This window comes from Xanthomonas sp. F14 (assembly GCF_014199865.1).
Window position 1 is genome coordinate 503,713 of sequence record NZ_JACHOM010000002.1, and the last position, 20,897, is coordinate 524,609.

General features: G+C 65.6%; 17 protein-coding genes and 1 riboswitch. Of the genes, 7 read left to right on the forward strand and 10 right to left on the reverse strand.

From position 1 onward, the window contains the following. Positions 1–1,047 carry a glycosyltransferase family 2 protein gene (locus tag GGR73_RS10565; RefSeq protein WP_184456979.1) on the forward strand — a complete coding sequence of 349 codons (1,047 nt, stop codon included), beginning with the start codon at positions 1–3 and terminating at the stop codon, positions 1,045–1,047. Then, entirely contained in the window at positions 1,007–1,435 is a 429-nt protein-coding gene (locus tag GGR73_RS10570; RefSeq protein WP_046343736.1) for a CBS domain-containing protein, read from the forward strand. Before GGR73_RS10565 ends, GGR73_RS10570 begins: the two co-directional genes overlap by 41 nt. Before the next feature lie 527 nt (positions 1,436–1,962). Here the strand turns inward: GGR73_RS10570 and GGR73_RS10575 are convergent. From GGR73_RS10575 to GGR73_RS10590, 4 genes are all read right to left on the reverse strand, one after another. After that, entirely contained in the window at positions 1,963–3,927 is a 1,965-nt protein-coding gene (locus GGR73_RS10575) for an AsmA family protein (RefSeq protein ID WP_184456833.1), read from the reverse strand. Positions 3,928–3,976: 49 nt separating this feature from the next. Beyond that, a complete protein-coding gene (gene trhA, locus GGR73_RS10580) occupies positions 3,977–4,621 on the reverse strand; it encodes a PAQR family membrane homeostasis protein TrhA (protein ID WP_024939244.1) in 645 nt (214 codons plus the stop codon). Positions 4,622–4,696: 75 nt separating this feature from the next. Further along, the gene (locus GGR73_RS10585) at positions 4,697–6,301 is read right to left on the reverse strand and encodes a peptide chain release factor 3 (protein WP_102580862.1); all 1,605 of its coding nucleotides are present in this window, start codon (positions 6,299–6,301) and stop codon (positions 4,697–4,699) included. A gap of 135 nt (positions 6,302–6,436) precedes the next feature. Continuing rightward, a complete protein-coding gene (locus GGR73_RS10590; RefSeq protein ID WP_184456835.1) occupies positions 6,437–7,357 on the reverse strand; it encodes a M23 family metallopeptidase in 921 nt (306 codons plus the stop codon). A gap of 128 nt (positions 7,358–7,485) precedes the next feature. Further along, positions 7,486–7,606: riboswitch (SAM riboswitch) on the forward strand. A 71-nt stretch (positions 7,607–7,677) separates the two neighbouring features. Here GGR73_RS10590 and metX point away from each other — a divergent pair. The 3 genes from metX to GGR73_RS10605 are packed head-to-tail and all read left to right on the forward strand — an operon-like array spanning position 7,678 to position 11,008. After that, positions 7,678–8,709, forward strand: coding sequence for a homoserine O-succinyltransferase MetX (gene metX / locus GGR73_RS10595; RefSeq protein ID WP_184456837.1), 1,032 nt, complete (start codon positions 7,678–7,680; stop codon positions 8,707–8,709). Then, entirely contained in the window at positions 8,706–9,923 is a 1,218-nt protein-coding gene (locus tag GGR73_RS10600) for an O-succinylhomoserine (thiol)-lyase (protein ID WP_039519681.1), read from the forward strand. The genes metX and GGR73_RS10600 overlap by 4 nt, the downstream gene beginning before the upstream one ends. Next, positions 9,920–11,008, forward strand: coding sequence for a homoserine dehydrogenase (locus GGR73_RS10605; protein WP_184456839.1), 1,089 nt, complete (start codon positions 9,920–9,922; stop codon positions 11,006–11,008). Before GGR73_RS10600 ends, GGR73_RS10605 begins: the two co-directional genes overlap by 4 nt. A 200-nt stretch (positions 11,009–11,208) precedes the next feature. On the opposite strand, the gene GGR73_RS10610 is transcribed toward GGR73_RS10605, so the two are convergent. Both GGR73_RS10610 and GGR73_RS10615 read right to left on the reverse strand, forming a co-directional pair. Beyond that, positions 11,209–12,204 (reverse strand): alpha/beta fold hydrolase, encoded by a 996-nt coding sequence (locus GGR73_RS10610; RefSeq protein ID WP_184456841.1) that lies wholly within the window; start codon positions 12,202–12,204, stop codon positions 11,209–11,211. 171 nt (positions 12,205–12,375) lie between these two features. Then, positions 12,376–13,758, reverse strand: a complete 1,383-nt coding sequence (locus tag GGR73_RS10615; protein WP_039519687.1) for an L-serine ammonia-lyase — start codon at positions 13,756–13,758, stop codon at positions 12,376–12,378. An 85-nt stretch (positions 13,759–13,843) separates the two neighbouring features. On the opposite strand from GGR73_RS10615, the gene GGR73_RS10620 reads away from it, so the two are divergent. Beyond that, a complete protein-coding gene (locus tag GGR73_RS10620; RefSeq protein WP_024939239.1) occupies positions 13,844–14,077 on the forward strand; it encodes a glutaredoxin family protein in 234 nt (77 codons plus the stop codon). A 415-nt stretch (positions 14,078–14,492) separates the two neighbouring features. Here GGR73_RS10620 and GGR73_RS10625 read toward each other — a convergent pair whose 3' ends face one another. The 4 genes from GGR73_RS10625 to GGR73_RS10640 form a co-directional block, all read right to left on the reverse strand. Then, entirely contained in the window at positions 14,493–15,125 is a 633-nt protein-coding gene (locus GGR73_RS10625) for a cold shock domain-containing protein (RefSeq protein WP_456362950.1), read from the reverse strand. Positions 15,126–15,275: 150 nt separating this feature from the next. Then, a complete protein-coding gene (locus tag GGR73_RS10630; RefSeq protein WP_184456845.1) occupies positions 15,276–15,845 on the reverse strand; it encodes a YceI family protein in 570 nt (189 codons plus the stop codon). A gap of 10 nt (positions 15,846–15,855) precedes the next feature. Next, on the reverse strand, positions 15,856–16,419 hold the full coding sequence (locus tag GGR73_RS10635) for a cytochrome b (RefSeq protein ID WP_054591487.1): 564 nt from the start codon (positions 16,417–16,419) through the stop codon (positions 15,856–15,858). A gap of 2 nt (positions 16,420–16,421) precedes the next feature. Beyond that, complete coding sequence (locus GGR73_RS10640; protein WP_184456847.1) at positions 16,422–17,078, reverse strand: YceI family protein; 657 nt, start codon at positions 17,076–17,078, stop codon at positions 16,422–16,424. 96 nt (positions 17,079–17,174) lie between these two features. Between GGR73_RS10640 and GGR73_RS10645 the strand changes: the two genes are divergently transcribed. Further along, entirely contained in the window at positions 17,175–20,741 is a 3,567-nt protein-coding gene (locus tag GGR73_RS10645) for a hybrid sensor histidine kinase/response regulator (RefSeq protein WP_184456850.1), read from the forward strand. Positions 20,742–20,897 lie beyond the last annotated feature (156 nt).

Genomic DNA, 20,897 nt, shown 5'->3' on the forward strand with positions numbered 1-20,897 from the left:
GTGCAGACGTCCGAGCCCGCACAATTGCCGGTGGCAGCAGACCGCCTCACGGTGGTGATTGCAGCCTATAACGAGGAGACCAGCATTCCACAGCTGCATCCGCGCCTGTGCGCAGTGCTGGCGGGCCTGAGTGGCGTGCAGACGCATGTGCTGTATGTCGACGATGGCAGCAGCGATGGCACCTGGAGCGTGTTGCAGGCACTTGCCGATGCCGATGCGCAGGTGAGTGCGGTGCGGCTGTCGCGTAACTTCGGCAAGGAAGTGGCCATTTCTGCAGGCTTGGACCATGTGCTGCCCGGTGCGGTGGTGCTGCTCGATGCCGATGGACAGGACCCGCCGGAGTTGATCCCCGAGTTCGTCGCGCTGTGGCGCGCCGGTTACGACAACATCTTCGGCACGCGGATTTTTCGCGAGGGCGAGAGCTGGCTGAAGCGCAGTGCGGCGCATGCGTTCTACCGGGTGATCCGGCAGTTGTCGCGCACGCCGATTCCGGCCGACACGGGGGATTTCAGGCTGTTGTCGCCGCGGGTGGTAGAAGCCTTGCAGCAGCTGCGCGAGCGCCACCGTTTCATGAAGGGGCTGTTCGGTTGGGTCGGGTTTCGCCAGGTGGCATTGCCGTACCGGCGTGCGCCACGGCTGTCGGGACGCAGCAAATTCACCGTGTGGCGGCTGTGGAACTTCGCGCTGGATGGCATCACCAGCTTTTCCACCGTGCCGCTGCGCGTGGCGACCTATCTGGGCTTGCTCACCGCGCTGGTGGCATTCCTGTTCGGTGGCTGGGTGGTGATCAAGGCGGCGCTGATGGGCGACCCGGTGGCCGGCTGGCCGACCATGATGTCGGTGATCCTGTTCCTGGGCGGCATCCAGCTGATCGCCCTGGGCCTGATCGGTGAATACCTGGGCCGCTTGTACGACGAGGCCAAGCAGCGTCCGCTGTATCTGGTCGATACCCACCGCGGCGCGGTGGGAGTAGGCTGCGACCATCAGATCAAGCGCGGAGCGGGCCATGCAGACCGTACGACAGCTATTGGGGACCAAACAGGTTGAGGTATTCGCGGTAGCGGCAGACGCTGCAGTGATCGAGGCGATCCGCCTGATGGCCGACAAAGGCATCGGCGCGGTGTTGGTGATGGACGGGCCACGCCTGGTCGGCATCGTGTCCGAGCGCGATTACGCGCGCAAGGTGGTGCTGCGCGATCGCGCCTCATCGACCACCAGCGTTGCCGACATCATGAGTACCGAGGTGGTGACAGTGTCGCCGTCGGACACGGTGGAGCGCTGCATGCAGTTGATGACCGACGGCCGCTTCCGGCATCTGCCGGTGGTCGACAACGGCCGCGTGCAGGGCGTGATTTCCATCGGTGATCTGGTCAAGGCGGTGATCGAGAACCAGCAGCGCGATATCGATCAGTTGCAGCGTTACATCGCCAGCTAGGGCCGTGCCGGCGATGTTCCCTGCGTCTTGTCCTGAACGCTGTTGATCGACATAGCTCGAGAAGTGTGGCGAGCAGATAGATCAGCTTTGGAGCGTTTGATCTGCGGCCTGGTCGCAAGGGTCAGTTGAGATGGTCGGGGTGCATCGCTCTCAATAACACAGGCAGCAAACTCTCTGGTGCGGTGTTCTCGACGCTGGGAGTTTGCTGCAAGGCCCTTGCCCGCCCACCATCGCAGGACACGCCGCAAGTACATCCTTGTAGGCTCTTACGCGGCATCCATGCCGCCTAAGGTCCCGCGACGGTGGGCGGGCAAGGACCCGTCGAGAAGGTCGGTCTGCATGGTGCAAGCAGTGCAGGCCGTGCGGTCGTTCGAGGACTGCGGTCTGATCAGTTCCTGTTGATCCGGCCATCACTGCAGGTTTCGGGATCACTGCATCCGACAATGCACTTGCATGCAATCGACATCTTGCCTTTATCGCTACAGCGGTCGACAGGTTTGCTGACGGCGCAAGGTCGTGCAGTGAACTTACTTTGCGAACTTGCCGCCGCAGTCGCTGTCCTTGCCGGGACCCGGTTCGAAGGTTGCGAGCAAGGCGGCGGGTGGAGCGATCATGCCCAGGCCGACCGCAAGCGCGCCGCGCAGACCCAATGCCTTGAAGTCCGGACGGAAGGTCGGGTCCTTGAAGCTGCCGCCAATCCGCAATGGCGAGCGCAGGCTCAGGATGCTGCGATCTTTCGGGCGTGGGCGCAGCAGCAGGTCCAGCGTCTCGTCCTTCAAGCTGATGCTGCCTTCGCCAATGATGATGGTGTCGGTGCTGTCGAACGCCAGCGCACGCGATTGCATCAGGCCGTCCTGCACGCCGAAGTCGCCGAAGATGCAGCGCACCGGAATCTGTCGGTCCTTGGTGACCAGATACTTGAGCGACTCGGCGATATCCAGCCCGGCCAGCTCCATGATCAGATTTCCGACATGGCCGCGGCCCATGCCCACGCCGATCGTGCCGTCGGCGGTACCGAGCATCGCGCCGATCGAGTTGCCGCGTCCACGCAGATCGAATTCGCCACCGATGGCACCCGAGGCCTGCTTGGCGAGGGCGGTATCGGGGAAGAGTTGATCCAGCCGGATGCCGCGAAGACCTGCCTTGAGGTGCGTGGTGATCACCTCGCTGCGCGCATCCATGCGGATGATGGAGCGGATATCGCCACCGGCAACGCCGAAGTTCAGCGGGTCCAGCTGCAGCAAGCCGTCCTTCAATGTCAGCGAGGCATCCATGTCGTCCAGCGGCCACGATGGCGCATTGATGCGCTGCGCGCGCCAGCGTACCTGCGCATCCATCGCGCGTAGCTTCGACAAGTCGTACGGGGTGTTGGGGAGCACGCGTGCACTGGCTGCGAGCTGTGCCGCCTGTTTTTTCTGTTCTGCATTTGCCGACTCGTTCGCGCCGGTCTTCGGTGGCGCGCCGATGAACCCTGCCAGGTCGTCGAAGTCCAGGCGTTTGGACGCCAGATCGGCACGCAGGAACGGACGCTTGTTGCGCAGGTCCACTTCTGCAGTGCCCGACAGATCGCTGTCGCCGGCGGTACCGGTGAACTTTTCGTAGCGCCAGAGCTGGCCGTTGCGGCGCAAATGACCGTCTAGCTTGTATGGCGGCGTCGACGGCATGGCCACGCCGGTCAGCGGATACAGGTCCTGCATGTCCTGGCCACTGAGCGCCATTTGCAGATCGAAGACCTGGAACTGGAACGGGTTGGTCAAGGTGCCGCGCACGTGGGTGCGGGTGGCGCCGGCGCTGCCGCGCAGATCGATGCGGAATGGGTGCTCGCTCTGGCTCAGTTCCAGCGGCGAGGCAGTATTGCCCTTGAGCGTAAAGGGATAGCCCTTCCAGCGGCCCTTGCCGTCGATGCCGATCGGCGCGGCACGTTGGTCGCTGCTCGGTGGTGCGAGGCTGTTGATTGCCACATCCACGTTAGAGCGATTGGCTGCATCGATGTATTGCAGGCGCCCGTTGTTCACCAGCAGGCGGCCAAGGCGCGGCATGGTGCCATCGCCACTGTCCTGATCGAATACCCAGTTGCCGGGATGGGTGTCGTCGCCGGCTTCCAGCAAGAGGGTTGGGTGATCCAGGCGGATTTCCGGTAGACGCACTTTGCCGCGCAGCAGTGGCCACAACTCGACATCGATCTCGGCCGAGTTGAGCTCGGCCATCGGCCCGCGCTTGGACCATGCTGCGTTCGCCAGGCTCAGCCGATTGCCGCGCACGGTGGTCGTGCGGCCCAGCTTCACGTCCAGATAGCCGAGATGGAACTGGCGACCGGTCTTGGCGCTGACCACGCGCTCGACCGGACCGCGCAGCCAGTTCCACTGGAACAGCAGCACGAAGATCACCACGGCGGCGGAGACGATGGCAAGCCCGACCAGCCAGCGTCGACGACGTGGGCTGGGGGGCGATGGTGCAGCTGAGGTGTCGGTCACGTTGTTCACGCTGGCCATGGTTGGCGATGCCTCGTGCACGGCGCGCGAACGTGCCGCAGATCGCGTCTCACATCACCTGCGCAATCACCGCAACGAAGTGACAGGCACTGCCGGCCAGTACGAACAGGTGCCAGATCGCGTGGAAATAGCGCTGGGTGTCGCGTTGGTAGAAATACGTGCCCAAGGTATAGAAGAGTCCGCCGGCCAGCAACCAGCACAGAGACCAGGTATCGACCGAGCGCAGCAAGGGCTGGATCGCCACCACGATCAGCCAGCCCATCGCCAGATACAGCACCGTCGACAGCAGGCGGAAACGACCGGTGAAAAACAGCTTGAAGACCACTCCGGCGGCGGCGATCGTCCAGATCGCGGCGAACAATCCCCAGCCCCAGGAGTCGCGCAGATTGATCAGCGTAAACGGGGTGTAGGTACCGGCGATCAACAGATAGATCGCGCAGTGATCGAGCACCTGCAGGCGCGCCTTGGCGCCCGGGTGCGGGATGGCATGAAACAGCGTGGAGGCAACGTATAGCAACACCAGGGTGGCGCTGAACACGATGGAGGTGGCCAGTTGCCAGCCGTCGCCATAGACGGCGGCCAGCGTGATCAGCACCGAGCCACCGGCCAGTGCGGCAATGGCACCCAGGCCGTGGGTCACGGCGCTGGCTATCTCGTCGCGCAGGTCGGTCGAGGGGGAGGCGTCTGCGTTCATGCCAAAAAGGTACCGCAATTGCGAGCAATTCGCATCGCCAGCAAGTGCGGTCGCAGGCGCCGGTTCAAGCCGCGGTCAATCGATCGCCTTGGCATGCGCGTGTTCGCGCGTGGCAGAGAAGCGCACGTCCGGCGCGCGTTCCTGCGCCAGCTGCAGATTCACCCGCGTCGGTGCGAGATACACCAGCTGGCCGGCCGCGTCGATGCCCAGGTTGCCGGCGTTTTTCTCGCGGAACTCCTCCAGCTTCTTGGCGTTGTCGCAATGTACCCAGCGTGCGGTGGTGACACTGACCGGCTCGAAGATCGCGTCCACGCCGTATTCGTCCTTGAGCCGGTAGGCCACCACGTCGAACTGCAGCACGCCCACCGCGCCCAGGATCAGATCGTTACTCATCAACGGGCGGAAGAACTGCGTGGCGCCTTCTTCGGACAGCTGTGCCAGGCCCTTTTGCAGCTGCTTGAGCTTGAGCGGGTCGCGCAGGCGTGCACGCCGGAAAAGCTCCGGTGCGAAGTTGGGAATGCCGGTGAACGACAGCGATTCGCCTTCGGTGAAGGTGTCGCCGATGGAGATGGTGCCGTGGTTGTGGATACCGATCACGTCGCCCGGCCAGGCTTCGGCGGCGATTTCGCGGTCGGAGGCCATGAAGGTCAGCGCGTTGGCCAGCTTGACGTCCTTGCCGCTGCGCACATGCAGGGCCTTCATGCCGGCGGTGAACTTGCCCGAGCACACGCGCATGAAGGCCACGCGGTCGCGATGCTGCGGGTCCATGTTGGCCTGGATCTTGAAGACGAAGCCGCTGAGCTTGGCTTCGGTCGCCTCGACCCGGCGGCCGGTGGTGTCGCGCGCCTGCGGCGGCGGTGCATGTTCGACGAAGAAATCCAGCAGCGGTTGCACGCCGAAGTTGTTGACGCCCGAGCCGAAGAACACCGGGGTCTGCTGGCCGGCGCGATAGGCGTCCAGATCGAATGGATTGCTGGCACCCTGCACAAGTTCCAGCTCGTCGCGCAGCTCGGCCAGCATCTGCGCGCCGATCTTTTCGGCAAGGCCGGGCGCATCCAGCGACGGGAAGATGGTCGAATCCTGGCGGGTGAAGTTGCGGCCCTGTTCGTACAGGTGCACCTCGCCGGTGATCAGGTGCACCACGCCCTTCAGGCGCTGGCCCATGCCGATCGGCCAGGTCACCGGCGCGCACTGGATGCCGAGCACGGTCTCGACTTCATCCAGCAGATCGATCGGGTTCTTGCCCTCGCGATCGAGCTTGTTGATGAATGTCATGATGGGGGTGTCGCGCAGGCGGCAGACCTCCATCAGCTTGATGGTGCGTTCTTCCACGCCCTTGGCGACGTCGATGACCATCAGCGCCGAGTCCACCGCGGTCAGCACCCGATAGGTGTCCTCGCCGAAGTCGGCGTGGCCGGGGGTGTCGAGCAGGTTGACGATCTTGCCCTCGTACGGGAACTGCATCACCGAGGAGGTGACCGAGATGCCGCGTTCCTTTTCCAGCGCCATCCAGTCCGAGGTGGCGTGACGGGCGGCCTTGCGGCCCTTCACCGAGCCGGCCATCTGGATCGCACCGCCGAACAGCAGCAGCTTTTCGGTCAGCGTGGTCTTGCCCGCATCGGGGTGGGAAATGATGGCGAAGGTGCGGCGGCGCGCGGCTTCGTTGGAGACGTCGGACATGGGCTGAGCGCGCCCGGTCGGACGCCTGCGGAAACTGAGGAAGCCGGAGATTATAGCGGCTTCGCCGCAGCCGGCCTCTGTAGCGCCGGTCAGGGGCTCTCCGGGCCGCAGGTTGGCGCTCCCGGGTGCCGCCACTCACGGTGCCGGCGAGGGGAACTGCAACTCGCCCTGCGGGCCCAGCATCCGGAACGGCAACGAGATCAGGCGCATGTCCGCATTGCGCTGGAGCGAAAAATGCAGGTGCGGGGCCGTGCTGAAGCCGGTACTGCCCGAGGCGCCCAGGCGCTCGCCGGTGCGCACCACCTGGCCCGGGCGTACCGCCACGCCATCGGGCGCCAGGTGGGCATAGATGGCCATGCTGCCGTCGGCGTGCAGCACCCGCACCAGGTTGCCGGCGCCGGCGGCCTGGTCATGCGGGCCGCCTTCGCTCACATCGCGCCGTACCTCCATGACCGTGCCCGCGCGCGCCGCCAGCACCGGCGTGCCCTGCGGCAGCGCGAAGTCCACCGCGTACCAGTTGGGCGCATCGGTATGGCTGAAGGTCCCGCCAAAGCCCTGGTCCACTTGGATCGGCGCATCGCGGAACGGGAGCTGGTAACGCACTTGCTGCTGCGGGCGGGCCTGCGGATCGCCGGGCACCAGGTCGAGCTTGAGTCCAAGCCCACCCAGGCTGCGCTGGCTACTGACCGGATACAGCCGGGCGAGCAGGCGACGCTCGTGCGCAGCCAGTTGCACCGTCAGCGGCAACTGCGGCACGGCGCGGTAATCCTCGCTAGGCGGTGCGCTCAGTTGCACCTGTGCGGGCCCGGCCAGCGGGTTGCTGACCCAGGCCAGGTAGGCCGCCGCCTGCCATTCCAGTTGCAATGAGGGGCCGGTGCCGGGCGATGCGGGCGCCGTCTGTGCCGCTGCGACTGATGGCGAGCTCGCAGCCGTGTTTGCGGCACCGGGCCAATGCCAGCGTTGCTGCGCGTCGGCGGACGCGGCGTACGCCAGAAACGCGATGAAGCACTGCCGGGCGAGGGCGGGCAGGGCGCTGCGAGACACGTGGTCGGGCACGCGATCGGCTCGAACGAAGGAGCCTCAAGTATGCGGTCCATCACAGGCCGCAGTGGTATCGGATGAAAATATATCTTTCCATCCGCATGAAGAGATTGACATCGCAAAAAAGCGGTGGCATCTTGGCTTCACCATCGAGACCGGCGGAGGGACAGGCCCTTTGATGCCGGGGCAGCCAGCGGAGCGCGCAAGCGCCCGCGTTTGGTGCCAAATCCTGCGGGGACCTCCGCGTCCGCCGAAAGATGGTTCGAATCGTGCCTTGCGCACGTCGAACGCGAGCTCCCGCGAAGCTCGATGGCCGATCCACCCCGGATATCGCCATGAGCCTCGTGAATACAGCATCGCCGACACCGACCGAATACGCCGATACACCCGCCGCTACCGACGACGGCTTGATTGCCGTGCGCGGCGAGCGTGTCATTGCCCTGCCGATGCGCCATGCCGGCATGCGCGAGTTGCGGCTGCGCTATGAACTGATCGGCGCTGGCAACGCGCCGGTGGTGTTCGTGGCCGGCGGGATTTCCGCGCATCGCCATCTGGCCGCCAGCGACCTGTTCCCCGAGAAGGGCTGGGTGGATGGCCTGGTGGGTGCCGGCCGCGCGCTGGATCCGGCATCGCGGCGCCTGCTGGCGTTCGATTTTCTCGGTGCGGATGGCACGCTGGATGCGCCGATCGATACCGCCGACCAGGCCGATGCGATCGCCGCCTTGCTGGATGCGCTGGGTATCGCGCGTTTGCACGGCTTTGTCGGCTACTCGTACGGTGCGTTGGTCGGCTTGCAGTTCGCGACCCGCCATGCCGCCCGTGTCGGTACCTTGGTTGCGGTCAGTGGCGCGCATCGCGCCCATCCCTATGCCGCCGCCTGGCGTGCATTGCAGCGCCGCGCGGTGGCGCTGGGTCAGCTGCAATGTGCCGAAAACCATGGGCTGGCGCTGGCACGGCAGTTCGCCATGCTCAGCTATCGCACCCCGGAAGAATTCAGCGAGCGCTTCGACGCGCCGCCGGAAGTGATCAATGGCCGCGTGCGCGTGGCCGCCGAAGACTACCTGGATGCCGCCGGCGCGCAGTACGTCGCGCGCACGCCGGTGACCGCCTACTTGCGACTGTCCGAATCCATCGACCTGCACCGCATCGACCCGGCGCAGGTGCGCGTGCCCACCGTTGTCGTTGCGGTGGAGGGCGACCGCCTGGTGCCGCTGGCCGACCTGGTCAGCCTGGTCGAAGGGTTGGGGCCGCGCGGCAGTCTGCGCGTGCTGCGCTCGCCGTATGGCCACGACGCCTTCCTGAAAGAAATCGATCGCATCGACGCGATCCTCGCCACTGCCCTTCGCATCACCGGAGAAACCGCATGAGCTTTCGTGACCCCGCCGACGCCCCCTGTACCGCCGCCACCGCCGCCGTCCGCGCCGGTATCGATCGCGACACTGCCTATGGTGCGGTGACGCCGCCGATCGTGCTGTCGTCGAACTTCTCCTTCGATGGTTTCGGCAACAAGCGCCAGTACGACTACACGCGCAGCGGCAACCCGACCCGCGATCTGCTCGGCGAAGCACTGGCCGAGCTGGAAGGCGGTGCGGGCGGGGTGATCACCTCCACCGGCATGGGCGCGATCAATCTGGTGCTCAATGCGTTGCTGCAGCCGGGCGATACCCTGGTGGTGCCGCACGATGCCTATGGCGGCAGCTGGCGCCTGTTCAACGCGCTGGCCAAGAAGGGCCACTTCGCGCTGATCACCGCCGACCTCACCGACCCGCGTTCGCTGGCCGATGCTTTGGCGCAGTCGCCCAAGCTGGTGCTGATCGAAACCCCGTCCAACCCGCTGTTGCGCATCACCGATCTGCGCTTTGTCATCGAGGCGGCGAAGAAGGCTGGCGCGTTGACCGTGGTGGACAACACCTTCCTGTCGCCGGCGCTGCAGAAGCCGCTGGAGTTCGGGGCGGACCTGGTGCTGCACTCCACCACCAAGTACATCAACGGCCACAGCGATGTGGTGGGCGGTGCGGTAGTCGCGCGCGATGCCGAACTGCATCAGCAGCTGGTGTGGTGGGCCAATGCGCTGGGGCTGACCGGTTCGCCGTTCGATGCCTTCCTCACCTTGCGCGGTCTGCGCACGCTGGATGCGCGCCTGCGCGTGCATCAGGAAAACGCCGACGCCATCGCCGAGCTGCTGGACGGGCATGCGGTGGTCAACCAGGTGTATTTTCCCGGCCTGGCGTCGCACCCGGGTCATGCACTGGCTGCGCGCCAGCAGAAGGGCTTTGGCGCGATGATGAGTTTCGAGCTCGACGGTGGCGAGGCTGCGGTGCGCGCGTTTGTCGATGGTCTGCGTTATTTCACCCTGGCCGAGTCGCTGGGCGGTGTGGAAAGCCTGATCGCGCATCCGGCCTCGATGACGCATGCGGCGATGACCGCCGAAGCCCGCGCTGCCGCCGGGATTTCCGATGGCCTGCTGCGGCTGTCGATCGGTATCGAATCGGCAGAAGACCTGTTGATCGATCTGCGCGCCGGCCTGGCGCGTGCCGAAGCGACGCTGACCAGCGCAAGCCGCAAACAGGTCGACGCGTGAGCACCGTGCTGCCTGTTTCGCGCCGCGCTTCGGCGGCAGCGGTGACGCCGACACCACGGCTGGCCTTGCTGGGCACCGGGACGGTGGGGCGCGCGTTCGTGGCGCGCTACACCGCGCTGCAGGAGCGCCAGCTGCAGTTGCCGCGCTTTGACTGGTTGGCCAACTCGCGTATTGCCCACGATTGCGGCACCAGCGCCGCACAGGCCCTGCACCAGGCCAATGCCGCGCCGCGGGGCCAGGCCGTGCTGCAGCCGTGGGCGGAAACCACGGCGTTACGTGCCGGCGATGTGCTGGTGGATGCGACCGCCAGCGAGGTCGTTGCCGACTGGCATGCGGAATGGCTGCTGCGTGGCGTACACGTGGTCACTGCCAACAAATTGGGCCAGGGCACCGCGTTGTCGCGCGCGCAGGCCTTGCACGCGGCGCGTCACGCCAGCGGTGCGCACTACGGCGACAGCGCCACCGTGGGGGCGGGGCTGCCGGTGCTGAGCAGCGTGCGCGCGCTGGTGGCGGGCGGCGACCATATCCATTCGATCGAAGGGGTGTTGTCCGGATCGCTGGCATGGCTGTTTCATCGCTACGACGGCAATGGCGCATTTTCCGATTGCGTGCGTGAGGCGATGGCGGCCGGCTATACCGAGCCGGATCCGCGCATCGATCTGTCGGGCGAGGACGTGCGGCGCAAGTTGCTGATCCTGGCGCGCGCGGCGGGCTGGCAGCTGGAAGCCGAACAGGTGCATGTGGAATCGCTGGTGCCGGCAAGCATTGCGCGGCTGCCGCTTGATGCCTTGGATGCGCAGCTGGGCGCACTGGATGCGGTGGTCGGCGCGCGCTGGCAGCAAGCACGTGCCGCGGGGCGTTGTCTGCGCTTCGTCGGCCGTGTGGACACACATGGTGCCAGCGTCGGCTTGCGCGAGTTGGCGCTGGATCACCCGCTGGCCGGCGGCGCCGGCACCGATAACCGTGTCGCCATCAGCAGCGATCGCTATCGCCAGCAGCCATTGCTGATCCAGGGGCCGGGCGCGGGTGCCGAGGTCACGGCGGCGGCGTTGCTGGATGATGTATTGCGGATTGTGGCTGGGTAGCCGGTTAGGGACATGGAGAGGCGCCGGCGCTCTTTGAGCGCGGCGGTGGGTGCGCGCGCTGTTGGTTGGATCGCCACGCGTGTTGATGGCCTGCCGGGTGTTCTGCACCTTGCAAACGGCTCAGCTGCAGCTCGCCCTTGCGCAAGCTGCAGCTTCTGAGGATGCGTTGGTCATGCCAATCGCACCGCCGCTGGCATTGCTTACGGCGCAATCGCCTTCAGTAATGCGGCATTGAATCGTGTTGGGTCCTGCACCTGCGGCGAATGTCCGAGATCGGCGAATTCGACGAGCTTCGCGTTCGGAATCGCCTCGGCCGCACGCTTGCCCAGCTTGGTGTAATCGCCGACACGTGCCTTGACCTCGGGCGGTGCGGTGTCCTTGCCGATCGCGGTGCGGTCCTTGAGACCAATGAACAGCGTGGTCGGCACGCTGAGTTTGGGCAGTTCGTAGACCACCGGTTGGTTGAACACCATGTCGTAGGTCAGCGCCTGGTTCCAGGCAACCGCCTGCCTGCCGTTGCCCAGCGACATGCCGGCCTGCATGCGCGCCCAGCGCTCGAACTCGGGCTTCCACTGGCCGGCGTAGTAGACCTCCATCTGATACTTCTTGATGCGCTCGAAGCTGATCTTCAGTTCGTTGTCGTACCAGGCATCGACGCTGCGCCACGGAATGCCTTCGGCCTTCCAGTCTTCCAGGCCGATCGGGTCGACCAAGGCCAGGTGCTCGGTGGCCTGCGGATACATCAGCGCGTAACGGATGGCGAGCATGCCGCCCATCGAATGGCCGACCACCACCGCACGTTCTATACCCAGCCTCTTCAGCAGCGCCTGGGTGTTGTCGGCCAGTTGCGCGAAGGAAAACTGATAGGCGGCCGGCTTGCTGGATTTGCAGAAGCCCACCTGGTCAGGCGCAATGACGCGGTAGCCGGCGGTACTCAACGCGGCAATGGTCTGTTCCCAGGTGGCGGCGCAGAAGTTCTTGCCATGCAGCAGCACGGCGGTGTGCCCGTTGGGTTTGCCGGTGGGCGCGACATCCAGGTACGCCATTTCCAGCGGCTGCCGTTGCGAGGTGAACGCAAAGGTTTTGACCGGATAGGGGTAGTCGAAGCCTTCCAGGCGCGGGCCGTAGCTGGCTTCCTGTGCCATCAGAGGGCCGCAGGCCAGGGCCAGGGCGAGAGTGCAGGCAAGCTGTCGCATCGCGATCTCCGTCGGAATCCAGCGTCAGACGGTACATGGCGGCATGTGGTGGGGACGTACAGCGCTGGCATGCGACTGCATCGGCAGCCGCTGCCGTTGGACGCATTGCCCAGTTTCGCGATGCCTGGAGAGTGACTGCAATACATGGCGCGGCCCGGGGCCGCGCCCGGCTCAGCATTCGATAACGTTGACCGCTAGGCCGCCGCGGCTGGTTTCCTTGTACTTGTCCTGCATGTCGCGGCCGGTGTCGCGCATGGTCTTGATGACCTTGTCCAGCGACACCTTGTGCTTGCCGTCGCCGCGCATGGCCATGCGGCTGGCGTTGATCGCCTTGACCGCGCCCATTGCATTGCGTTCGATGCAGGGGATCTGCACCAGGCCGCCGATCGGGTCGCAGGTCAGGCCCAGGTTGTGCTCCATGCCGATTTCCGCGGCGTTTTCGATCTGCCCCGGGTTGCCGCCCAGCGCGGCGACCAGGCCACCGGCGGCCATCGAACAGGCCACGCCCACTTCGCCCTGGCAGCCGACTTCGGCGCCGGAAATGGAGGCATTTTCCTTGTAGAGGATGCCGATGGCCGCAGCGGTGAGCAGGAAGTCGAAGATGCGCTGCTCGGATGCGCCGGGGCAGAAGCGGTCGAAGTAATGCAGCACCGCCGGGATGATGCCGGCGGCGCCGTTGGTGGGCGCGGTGACCACGCGGCCACCAGCTGCGTTTTCCTCGTTGACGGCCAGTGCGTAGAGATTGACCCAGTCCAGTGTGGTCAGCGGGTCGCGCATTGCCGCTTCCGGTTTAGACGACAGTTCGCGATACAACGCCGGTGCGCGCCGCGAGACATTCAGGCCACCCGGTAGCGTCCCTTCCTGGCGGATGCCGCGCTCCACGCAGGACTGCATCGCGCTCCAGAGTTCGCGCAAGCCTGCGCGAATCTCGTCCTCACTGCGCCAGCTCTTTTCGTTTTCGAACATCAGCGCGGCGATGCTCAGGCCGCTGCGCGCGCACTGCGCGAGCAATTCGTCGCCGCTGAGGAAGGGGTAGGGCAGCGGCGTTTCGTCGGCCACGATGCGGTCGTCGGCGGCATCGTCCTGGTTGACCACGAAGCCGCCGCCGACCGAGTAGTAATCGCGCGTGGCGATCACTGCTTCATCGGCATCGTAGGCGGTAAAGCGCATGCCGTTGGTGTGGTAGGGCAGCTTCTGCCGCTTGTTCATCGGCAGGTCGCGTTTTTCGTCGAAGGCGATGACGTGCTGGCCCATCAGGCTGATGCGCTTGCTGGTGCGGATGCGCTCCAGCGTGGCCGGGATGATGTCCGGGTCGATCAGGTTGGGGCGGTGGCCTTCCAGGCCGAGCAGCACGGCCTTGTCGGTGCCATGGCCGCGGCCGGTCAGGGCCAGCGAGCCGAAGACCTCGGCGCGGATGCGCACCACGTCCTGCAGGCGGCCGGCATCCAGCAGCCAGCGATGCACGAAGCGCTCGGCCGCGCGCATCGGCCCCACGGTGTGGGAGGAACTCGGACCGATGCCGATCTTGAACAGGTCGAACGTGCTGACAGCCATGCTTGCCGGAGAGGTGAGCGTAAAGGCGGCTATTCTAGTCGCTCGGCGCTTGCGGCACGGCTGCAGCGCAGCATGAGACTTCCCGATGGCCTTGATCCTGTACCAGCGCGACGATTGCCACCTGTGCGACCAGGCCGTGGAAGTGCTGGCGCAGGCACGCGCAGGCGAGTTCGGCAGCGTCTTCATCGACGGCGATGCGGCGCTTGAGGCCGCTTACGGGGAGCGCGTGCCGGTGGTGGGCGATGCGCACGGGCGCGAGCTGGATTGGCCATTCGACAGCCGGCGGTTGCGCGAGTGGTTGAATGCCGGCACGCGATGAAGCGGCGTGTTCGCCTCCGGTGCGCGCCATATTTTGGATCTGGAGTGGCTGAAAACGACTTCGTGCCGGTCTGGTGCGGAGCGGATGATCTGGGCCTTCGCTGCAAGGCGGCCGATCTGCTGCTTGGCCGCAGGGCGCTTGCCCGCTCACCCTCGCGGAACACGCCGCACGTATGTCCGTGTAGGCGCTTACGCCGCATCCATGCCGCGTAAGGTCCCGCGACGGTGGGCGGACAAGGACCCGTCGAGCTGGTCGGTGTGTATGGTTCTCAACAACACAACCGGCATCTGTCTGGTGAGGGCACCGCGCCTTCGACCGACTCAGCGTTTAACCTCGGCTTTTGACTGCATCCAACACGATGGGGCTAACAAACGAATCGTGTCGGCCGCCCGTTCAAGGTGTCAGCCGTATTGATTCAATGGCACCACTGCTGCTCGCAGGGCACGCCATCGTGGTCGCCGTCCATCGTTGTGTCGGGGCAGTTGCGCAGCACCCAGGTGGCATCGTCGCAGGAGGTCATCTGCGAGCAGTGTTTGCGGCCGCCGCAGCTGTAGTGCGGCGTGGGTGCGGGTGTGGCCGATGTTGTGCCTGCTGCTGCAGCTGGCGTTATCGCTGGCGAGCTCTGGAGCGCTGCGCGGTCTGGCAGCGTCCTGGTTGCCGGTGCCGGTGCCGGAGCTGCTGACGCAGTTTCAGTGGGTGCAGGGGCTGGCATCAGCGCGTCCCGACTGAGGTACGCATAGCCGCCAGCACCTGCCACAAGCAGCAGCAACATGACCTTGCCCAGCCCGAGCGAGCGATGGGGCAATGGCGATCGCGCTGCCGCATGCTGCCGGCGCGCACCACGTCCGGCTGCATGCTGGCCAGCGCGTATCACGCGCACGGCCTGCCGTCGCCCATCCTTGCCCGGTTCGATCTCGAAGGAAATCACTTCGCCGATGCGTGGCGTTTCGAAGCCACGGGGAAACGCTGAAATGTGCACGAACAAATCATCCCCCGGCTGCGCCGGCGTGATGAAGCCGAAGCCGCGATCGGTATTCCAGCGGGTCAAGGTTCCATGCGTGCGCATCGGCGGTGTCCCTGGGATGGATGCCGAGTCTAGCGGTCGCGCGGTGTCATCCGGCCGCCAGGCACAAAAAAACGGCGGACCCGACGAGGTAGTCCGCCGTTCAATGGCCGCGTCCGGTTGCGGCCGGTGGCGTTACTTCGCCTTGAACACGACCTTGGTGCTGATCGCGGTTTCGTTGGGAATGGTCTTGGTATCGGCCCAGTCGCCGCCGCCGACGCCGAAGTCCAAGCGCTTGACCAGTGCCTTGCCGGCCAGCACCGGCTGCGCGCCGGGTGTCCAGGTGAAGGTCAGCGTGACCGGCTTGCTGACACCGCGCAGTTCCAGCGTGCCGTCGGCCGCGTACTGGTTGCCGCCGAGTGCGCGGAACTTGTCGGCGCGGTAGCGCGCGGTGGCGAACTTGGCGACATTGAAGAAGTCCGGCCCCTGCAGGGTCGAATCGCGGTCGTTGTTGCCGCTGATGGCACTGGCCAGCGGGATGCGCACATCGAGCTTGGCGCCGGCAAGATTGGCCGGGTCGAAACTCAGCGTGGTGTCGAAACCGGGGAACTTGCCGGTAAACACTTCGCCGTCGTACTTGCTGGCAAACACCAGCGACGAGCCGGGCGCCTGCACGTAGTCGGCAGCGAGGACCGGGGCGGTGGCGAACGTGGTCACCAGCGAGGCGGCGACCAGCAGGGGAGAGGCGAACAACCTGGACGACATGGGGAATCCTTTAGGGTTTGGAAGAGAGCCAGCCGCGCGGCAACATCCGCACCAAGGTGGCGTCACGCTGGAACAGGTGGTGGTAGAGCGCAGCGCCGGCATGCGCCAACACCACGGCAATCAACAGCCAGAAGCCCCACTCGTGGATGAAGTGCGCAACCGCACGCAATTGTTCGTCCGGCGGGCTGAGCTTGGGCACGGCGAACAGGCCAAACCAGCGGAACGGGCGCAGGCCGCTGGTGGAGTCGTACAACCAGCCCGACAGCGGCATCGCAAAGATCATCGCGTACAGCAGCCAGTGGGTCAGCCCGGCGATGCGTTCCTGCCAGCGTGGGGTGCCGGCCACCGGCGGCGGCGCGCCCGCATAGAGGCGCCAGCCCAGCCGGACGATCACCAGTGCCAACACGGTCAGGCCCACCGACTTGTGCGCGGTGTAGACCCAGAAGTATTTCGGCGTCTTGGGCAATTCGCCCATGGTCAGGCCGACGATGCCCAGCACCAGGATCAGCAGTGCGATCAGCCAGTGCAGGGTCTGGCTGACACCGCCCCAGCGTTCGATGTTCTTCAGGGTCATGCTCAGGATTCCGGGCTGGGCGCAGCGTCAGGGGCGGCGGGTGCGTTTTGGGGTTGCGGCGTGTCGTCGTCGGCGCGGCCTTCGCGCACGGCTTCGGCTTCGATGCGCAGTTCCACCGTATCGCCGATCATCGATTTCCACGCATCGATGCCAAACTCGGCACGGCTCAGCGTGGCGGTGGCGGAGAACCCGGCGGTGCGGCGGAACGGCGGCAATGGATGGCGCTTGAGCGCATTGAGGGTGACGTCCAGGGTGACCGGGCGGGTGACCCCGTGCAGGGTCAGGTTGCCGGTGACCTTGGCGTGGTTCTCGCCGCTGGCTTCCACCTGCGTGGAGACGAAATGCGCGTCGGGAAAGCGCTCGGCGTCGAGTAGGTTGCGTGCCAGGGTGGCCTCGTTCCACTTGGCATCGCCCAGGTCGGTGCGGTGCAGCGGCACGGTCACGTCCAGCCGTGCCGAGGCCCAGTCGTCCGGGTCGAACACCAGCGTGCCGCTGGTTCCGGAAACGGTGCCCAACGCCTTGGAAAAGCCGGCATGTTCGACTGCAAATAGCACCCGCGTGTGCACCGGATCCAGCGCGTAACGCACCGGCGCGGCGGTCGCGGCAAGGCTGGTCACGACCAGGGCGGGAAGCAGCAACAGGCGGGCGAGGGTTGTCATGGGCGGATTCTAGACATATCCCGCTGCACCGCGCTTGGCTTGCGCTCGCAACGATCCGTTGCGAGCATGCGGGCTCGACGTGGAAAGGATGCCCACATGCGTGCGCTTGCTGTTTTGTTGGTCTTGCTGCTGGGCGCAATGCCCTGTGTGGCGAAGATTCCGGAGATTCCGCGTTTCCGGATCGTGGGTCCCAGCGACGGACTCCCATCGACCATGGTGGTTGCGATCCACCAGGACCGCGCCGGCTATCTGTGGCTTGGCACCCTGGATGGTTTGGTGCGGTACGACGGCGCAGGATTCAGGACCTGGCGACATGATCCTTCCGACCCGACATCGTTGCCCTGCAACGCGATCCAGGCGCTGCACATCGACGCGCTTGACAGGATATGGATCGGCTGCGGCAAGACGCTGAGCGTCATGGATGCCGGACGAGGCCATTTTCGGCACTACCGCGCGGTTGACTATCCGTCGATGAAGGACGGCGAGATCTACAGCATCACTGCGTTCGACGGCGATATCTGGGCCGGAACCACGACCGGCGCGCTGATTCGCATCGATACTTCCGGCGTGATGTCGTCGGTGGATCTGGGTACGCTCGATGGCGACCTTGACCAGGCCATGGTCATGAATCTTGCGGCGGACAACCGGCAGCGGCTGTGGATCGGAACCACCGCTGGACTGGCGTATTACGACGGAAAACGTCTGCATCGCGTCTATGTCCCGGACGAGCCTAATCGGCAGTCTGCCATCTTCGGTCTGCAATGGGCGGGGGACCGTCTGTGGCTGGGCAGCGAGTCGGGGCTGCACGTCATGGGATCCGACGATCGATGGCAGCCGCTTCCCTGGGGGACGATGTTCGGCACCGGCAACGAATTCTGGGGTGCAGTGGCTGCCCCGGACGGCGAATTCTGGTTGGGAAGCGGACGCGGTCTGTGGCGGACCCGCGGCGAGCGTCCACCGGTCCCTGCCTTCAGCGGAGAGGGGGCTTTGTCACGCCGGAATGTCATTGGCCTGCTTGGAGCCGCTGATGGCGGGCTATGGGTTCCGATGCATGGCACCGGCCTTGGGTACTTGCCGGCAGACTGGAAGCGCACTGCCGTGCTCAAACCCGCGGTGCCGACGGGTGATGCAATCTATTGCAACCTGGCCCCTGCCACACGTTCCGGTGGTCTGTGGCAAGTCGATGCGGAAGGTCGCTTGTTGCGCGTCGATCCAAGCACTGGCGACACGTTTCAGACAGGGTTGCAGTCGTCGCAACTCAAGGACATGGAGTTGGTGTCGGCGCTGGAGGATCGCCTGCAACGTGTCTGGCTAGGCAATTTGAGCTTTGGCCTTTCCCGCATGGACCTGCGGACCGGTGAATTCATCCACTGGCCGTCCGATGGCCCCGAACCGGCGTCGGCGCTATCGGCGCCTGACTGGATCATCGAGCATGGCGATACGGTGTGGATGGCCTTCATCGACATGCTGCAGCAGCGCGATCTGCGTAGCGGTCGTGTCTTGCAGCGCATCACGCAGCAGGACTTGCACGGTTTGCGCGATATCGCCGTACAGCAGCTGGAACAGGGCCCGGACGGGCGTGTCTGGGTTGCAGGCGAAGGCGGCATGTTTGCCTGGGACGAAGCGTCACACCAGTTCGTGCCGGTCCCAGGGTTGGAAGGGACGCAGATCCAGGCGTTTGCCAGCCAATCGCCGGAGATGGTGTGGGTGTATCGGGCCGTCGGTGCAGAACAATGGAAAAAAACCGCAACACGTTGGGTGCGCGTGCGTCAGGTGGGCCAGGTGGATGGCCTGACCGGGTTCGATGCGTCCGCAATGCGGATCGACCCGCGTGGCAGGGTCTGGATTTCCAGCTTGCGCGGGCTATGGCGGATCGACCCTTCGGTGACGCCGGCACGCCTACGCAATATCGGTACACGCGATGGATTGACCAGCCAGGAGTTCATTCAGCATTGTCTGCTGATGGCGGGCGATAGCCTGATCGGGGCGACCAGCGATGGCTCCACCGTGCTGCTGGATACCGCAATGCCCGATATCGCACCGTTTGTTCCGGCACTGCAGCTGGAACATGTCAGTGTGCTACGCAATGGTGCACGCGTCGCGCTGCCAATGGATCGCCCGTTTCAGCTTGGCCCTGGAGATCGGCAGCTGCAGATCGTCAGCCGTCTGCTGTCGTATAGCGACCCGCTGTCCAATCGTTATCGCAGTTTCTTGAAAGGCTTCGACACCGAATGGCAGACCTCGGGCAACGCGGGAATCCGGGAATTCGCCAGCTTGCCTGCCGGTAGCTACGAACTCACGCTGCAGGGGGTGGATCCGCTGGGCAATCGCTCACAGATGCGCTCGCTGCGGTTCTCGGTCAATCCACCGTGGTGGCGCAGTGACGCAGGCATCGCGCTCATTTGCCTGCTTGTGCTGCTGCTGGGCGCATTGCTTGCGGCAGCCTACCGCCGCCGTGTGCGCATGCGCGCGCAGTGGCAGCTGGCCCAGCACAAACGCGAGCTGGCCGAGCAGGCATCGTTGGCCAAGACACGCTTTCTTGCGACCCTGGGGCACGAAGTGCGAACGCCGATGACCGGTGTGCTGGGCATGAGCGAGTTGCTGCTGCAGACGCCCTTGGACGGACGCCAGCAGGGTTATGCCAGCGCGATCCAGCTGGCCGGCAAGCATCTGCTGCGGCTGGTCAACGATGCATTGGACCTGGCGCGGATCGAGGCCGGCAAGCTGCCGCTGGATTACCGCGACTTCGATCTGCGTCAGCTGATCGGGCAGGTGGCCGAGCTGGTGCGCCCGAGCGCCGAGCAGAAGCGGCTGGCCTTCGCCTGCGAGCTGGATGACGCGCTGCCGCCTGCATTGCATGGCGATGCCAGCCGGGTGCAACAGATCCTGCTCAACCTGTTGTTCAACGCGGTCAAGTTCACCGAGCGTGGCAGCGTCAGCCTGCGTGTGGGGGTGGTGCCGCAAAGCCACGGGCAAGGCATCCGGATCGAAGTGTGCGACACCGGCCCGGGCATGAGTTCAGAACAGCGCGGGCGCCTGTTCCAGCGCTTCGAGCAGGCCGAAGGCGCCGTGACGCTGGCCCGGCATGGCGGCAGCGGCCTGGGCCTGGCGATCTGCCGCGAACTGGCAGCGGCGATGGGCGGTGCGGTGACGGTCAGCAGCGAACTGGGGCAAGGAGCGTGTTTTGTGGTGGAGCTGCCGCTGCGCTGGGTGAGTGCGCTCCCCGCAGTGCCTGCGCCTGCACGGGCAAGCTCGCCGCAGGCACAGGCGCCATTGCAGTTGCTGCTGGTCGAAGACGACCCGACCGTGGCGCAGGTGATCGTTGGCCTGTTGCAGACGCGTGGCCATCAGGTCACCCATGTCCTGCATGGTCTGGCGGCGTTGGCCGAGGTGAGTACGCGCCGCTTCGACGCGGGGCTGTGCGATCTGGACCTGCCGGGCATCGACGGTGCGGCGCTGGTGGCGCAGTTGCGCGCGCGCGGCGTGCGTTTTCCGATCGTCGCGGTCACCGCACGTGCCGATGCCGACGCAGAACCGCAGGCGATGGCCGCCGGCTGCAATGGCTTCCTGCGCAAGCCGGTCACCGGCGAGCTCCTTGCACAGGCGTTGGCACGCGTGCTGGCCGATGCCGCCGCTGCGCATGACGTCCCGGCCGTCGGCTGAGCTGTCATCGCTTGCCCGGTCGTACGGTTGCCGCCTGGCGCCGCTGCAACAGCGTTGAGCCGGATCGAGGCCCCCTGCATGCGCTGGTTCGGGCCGGGGAGTGAAAACGGGCGAGCGACGCGACAAGCCCGCTCGGGCTTGCTCGCACCGCGTGCG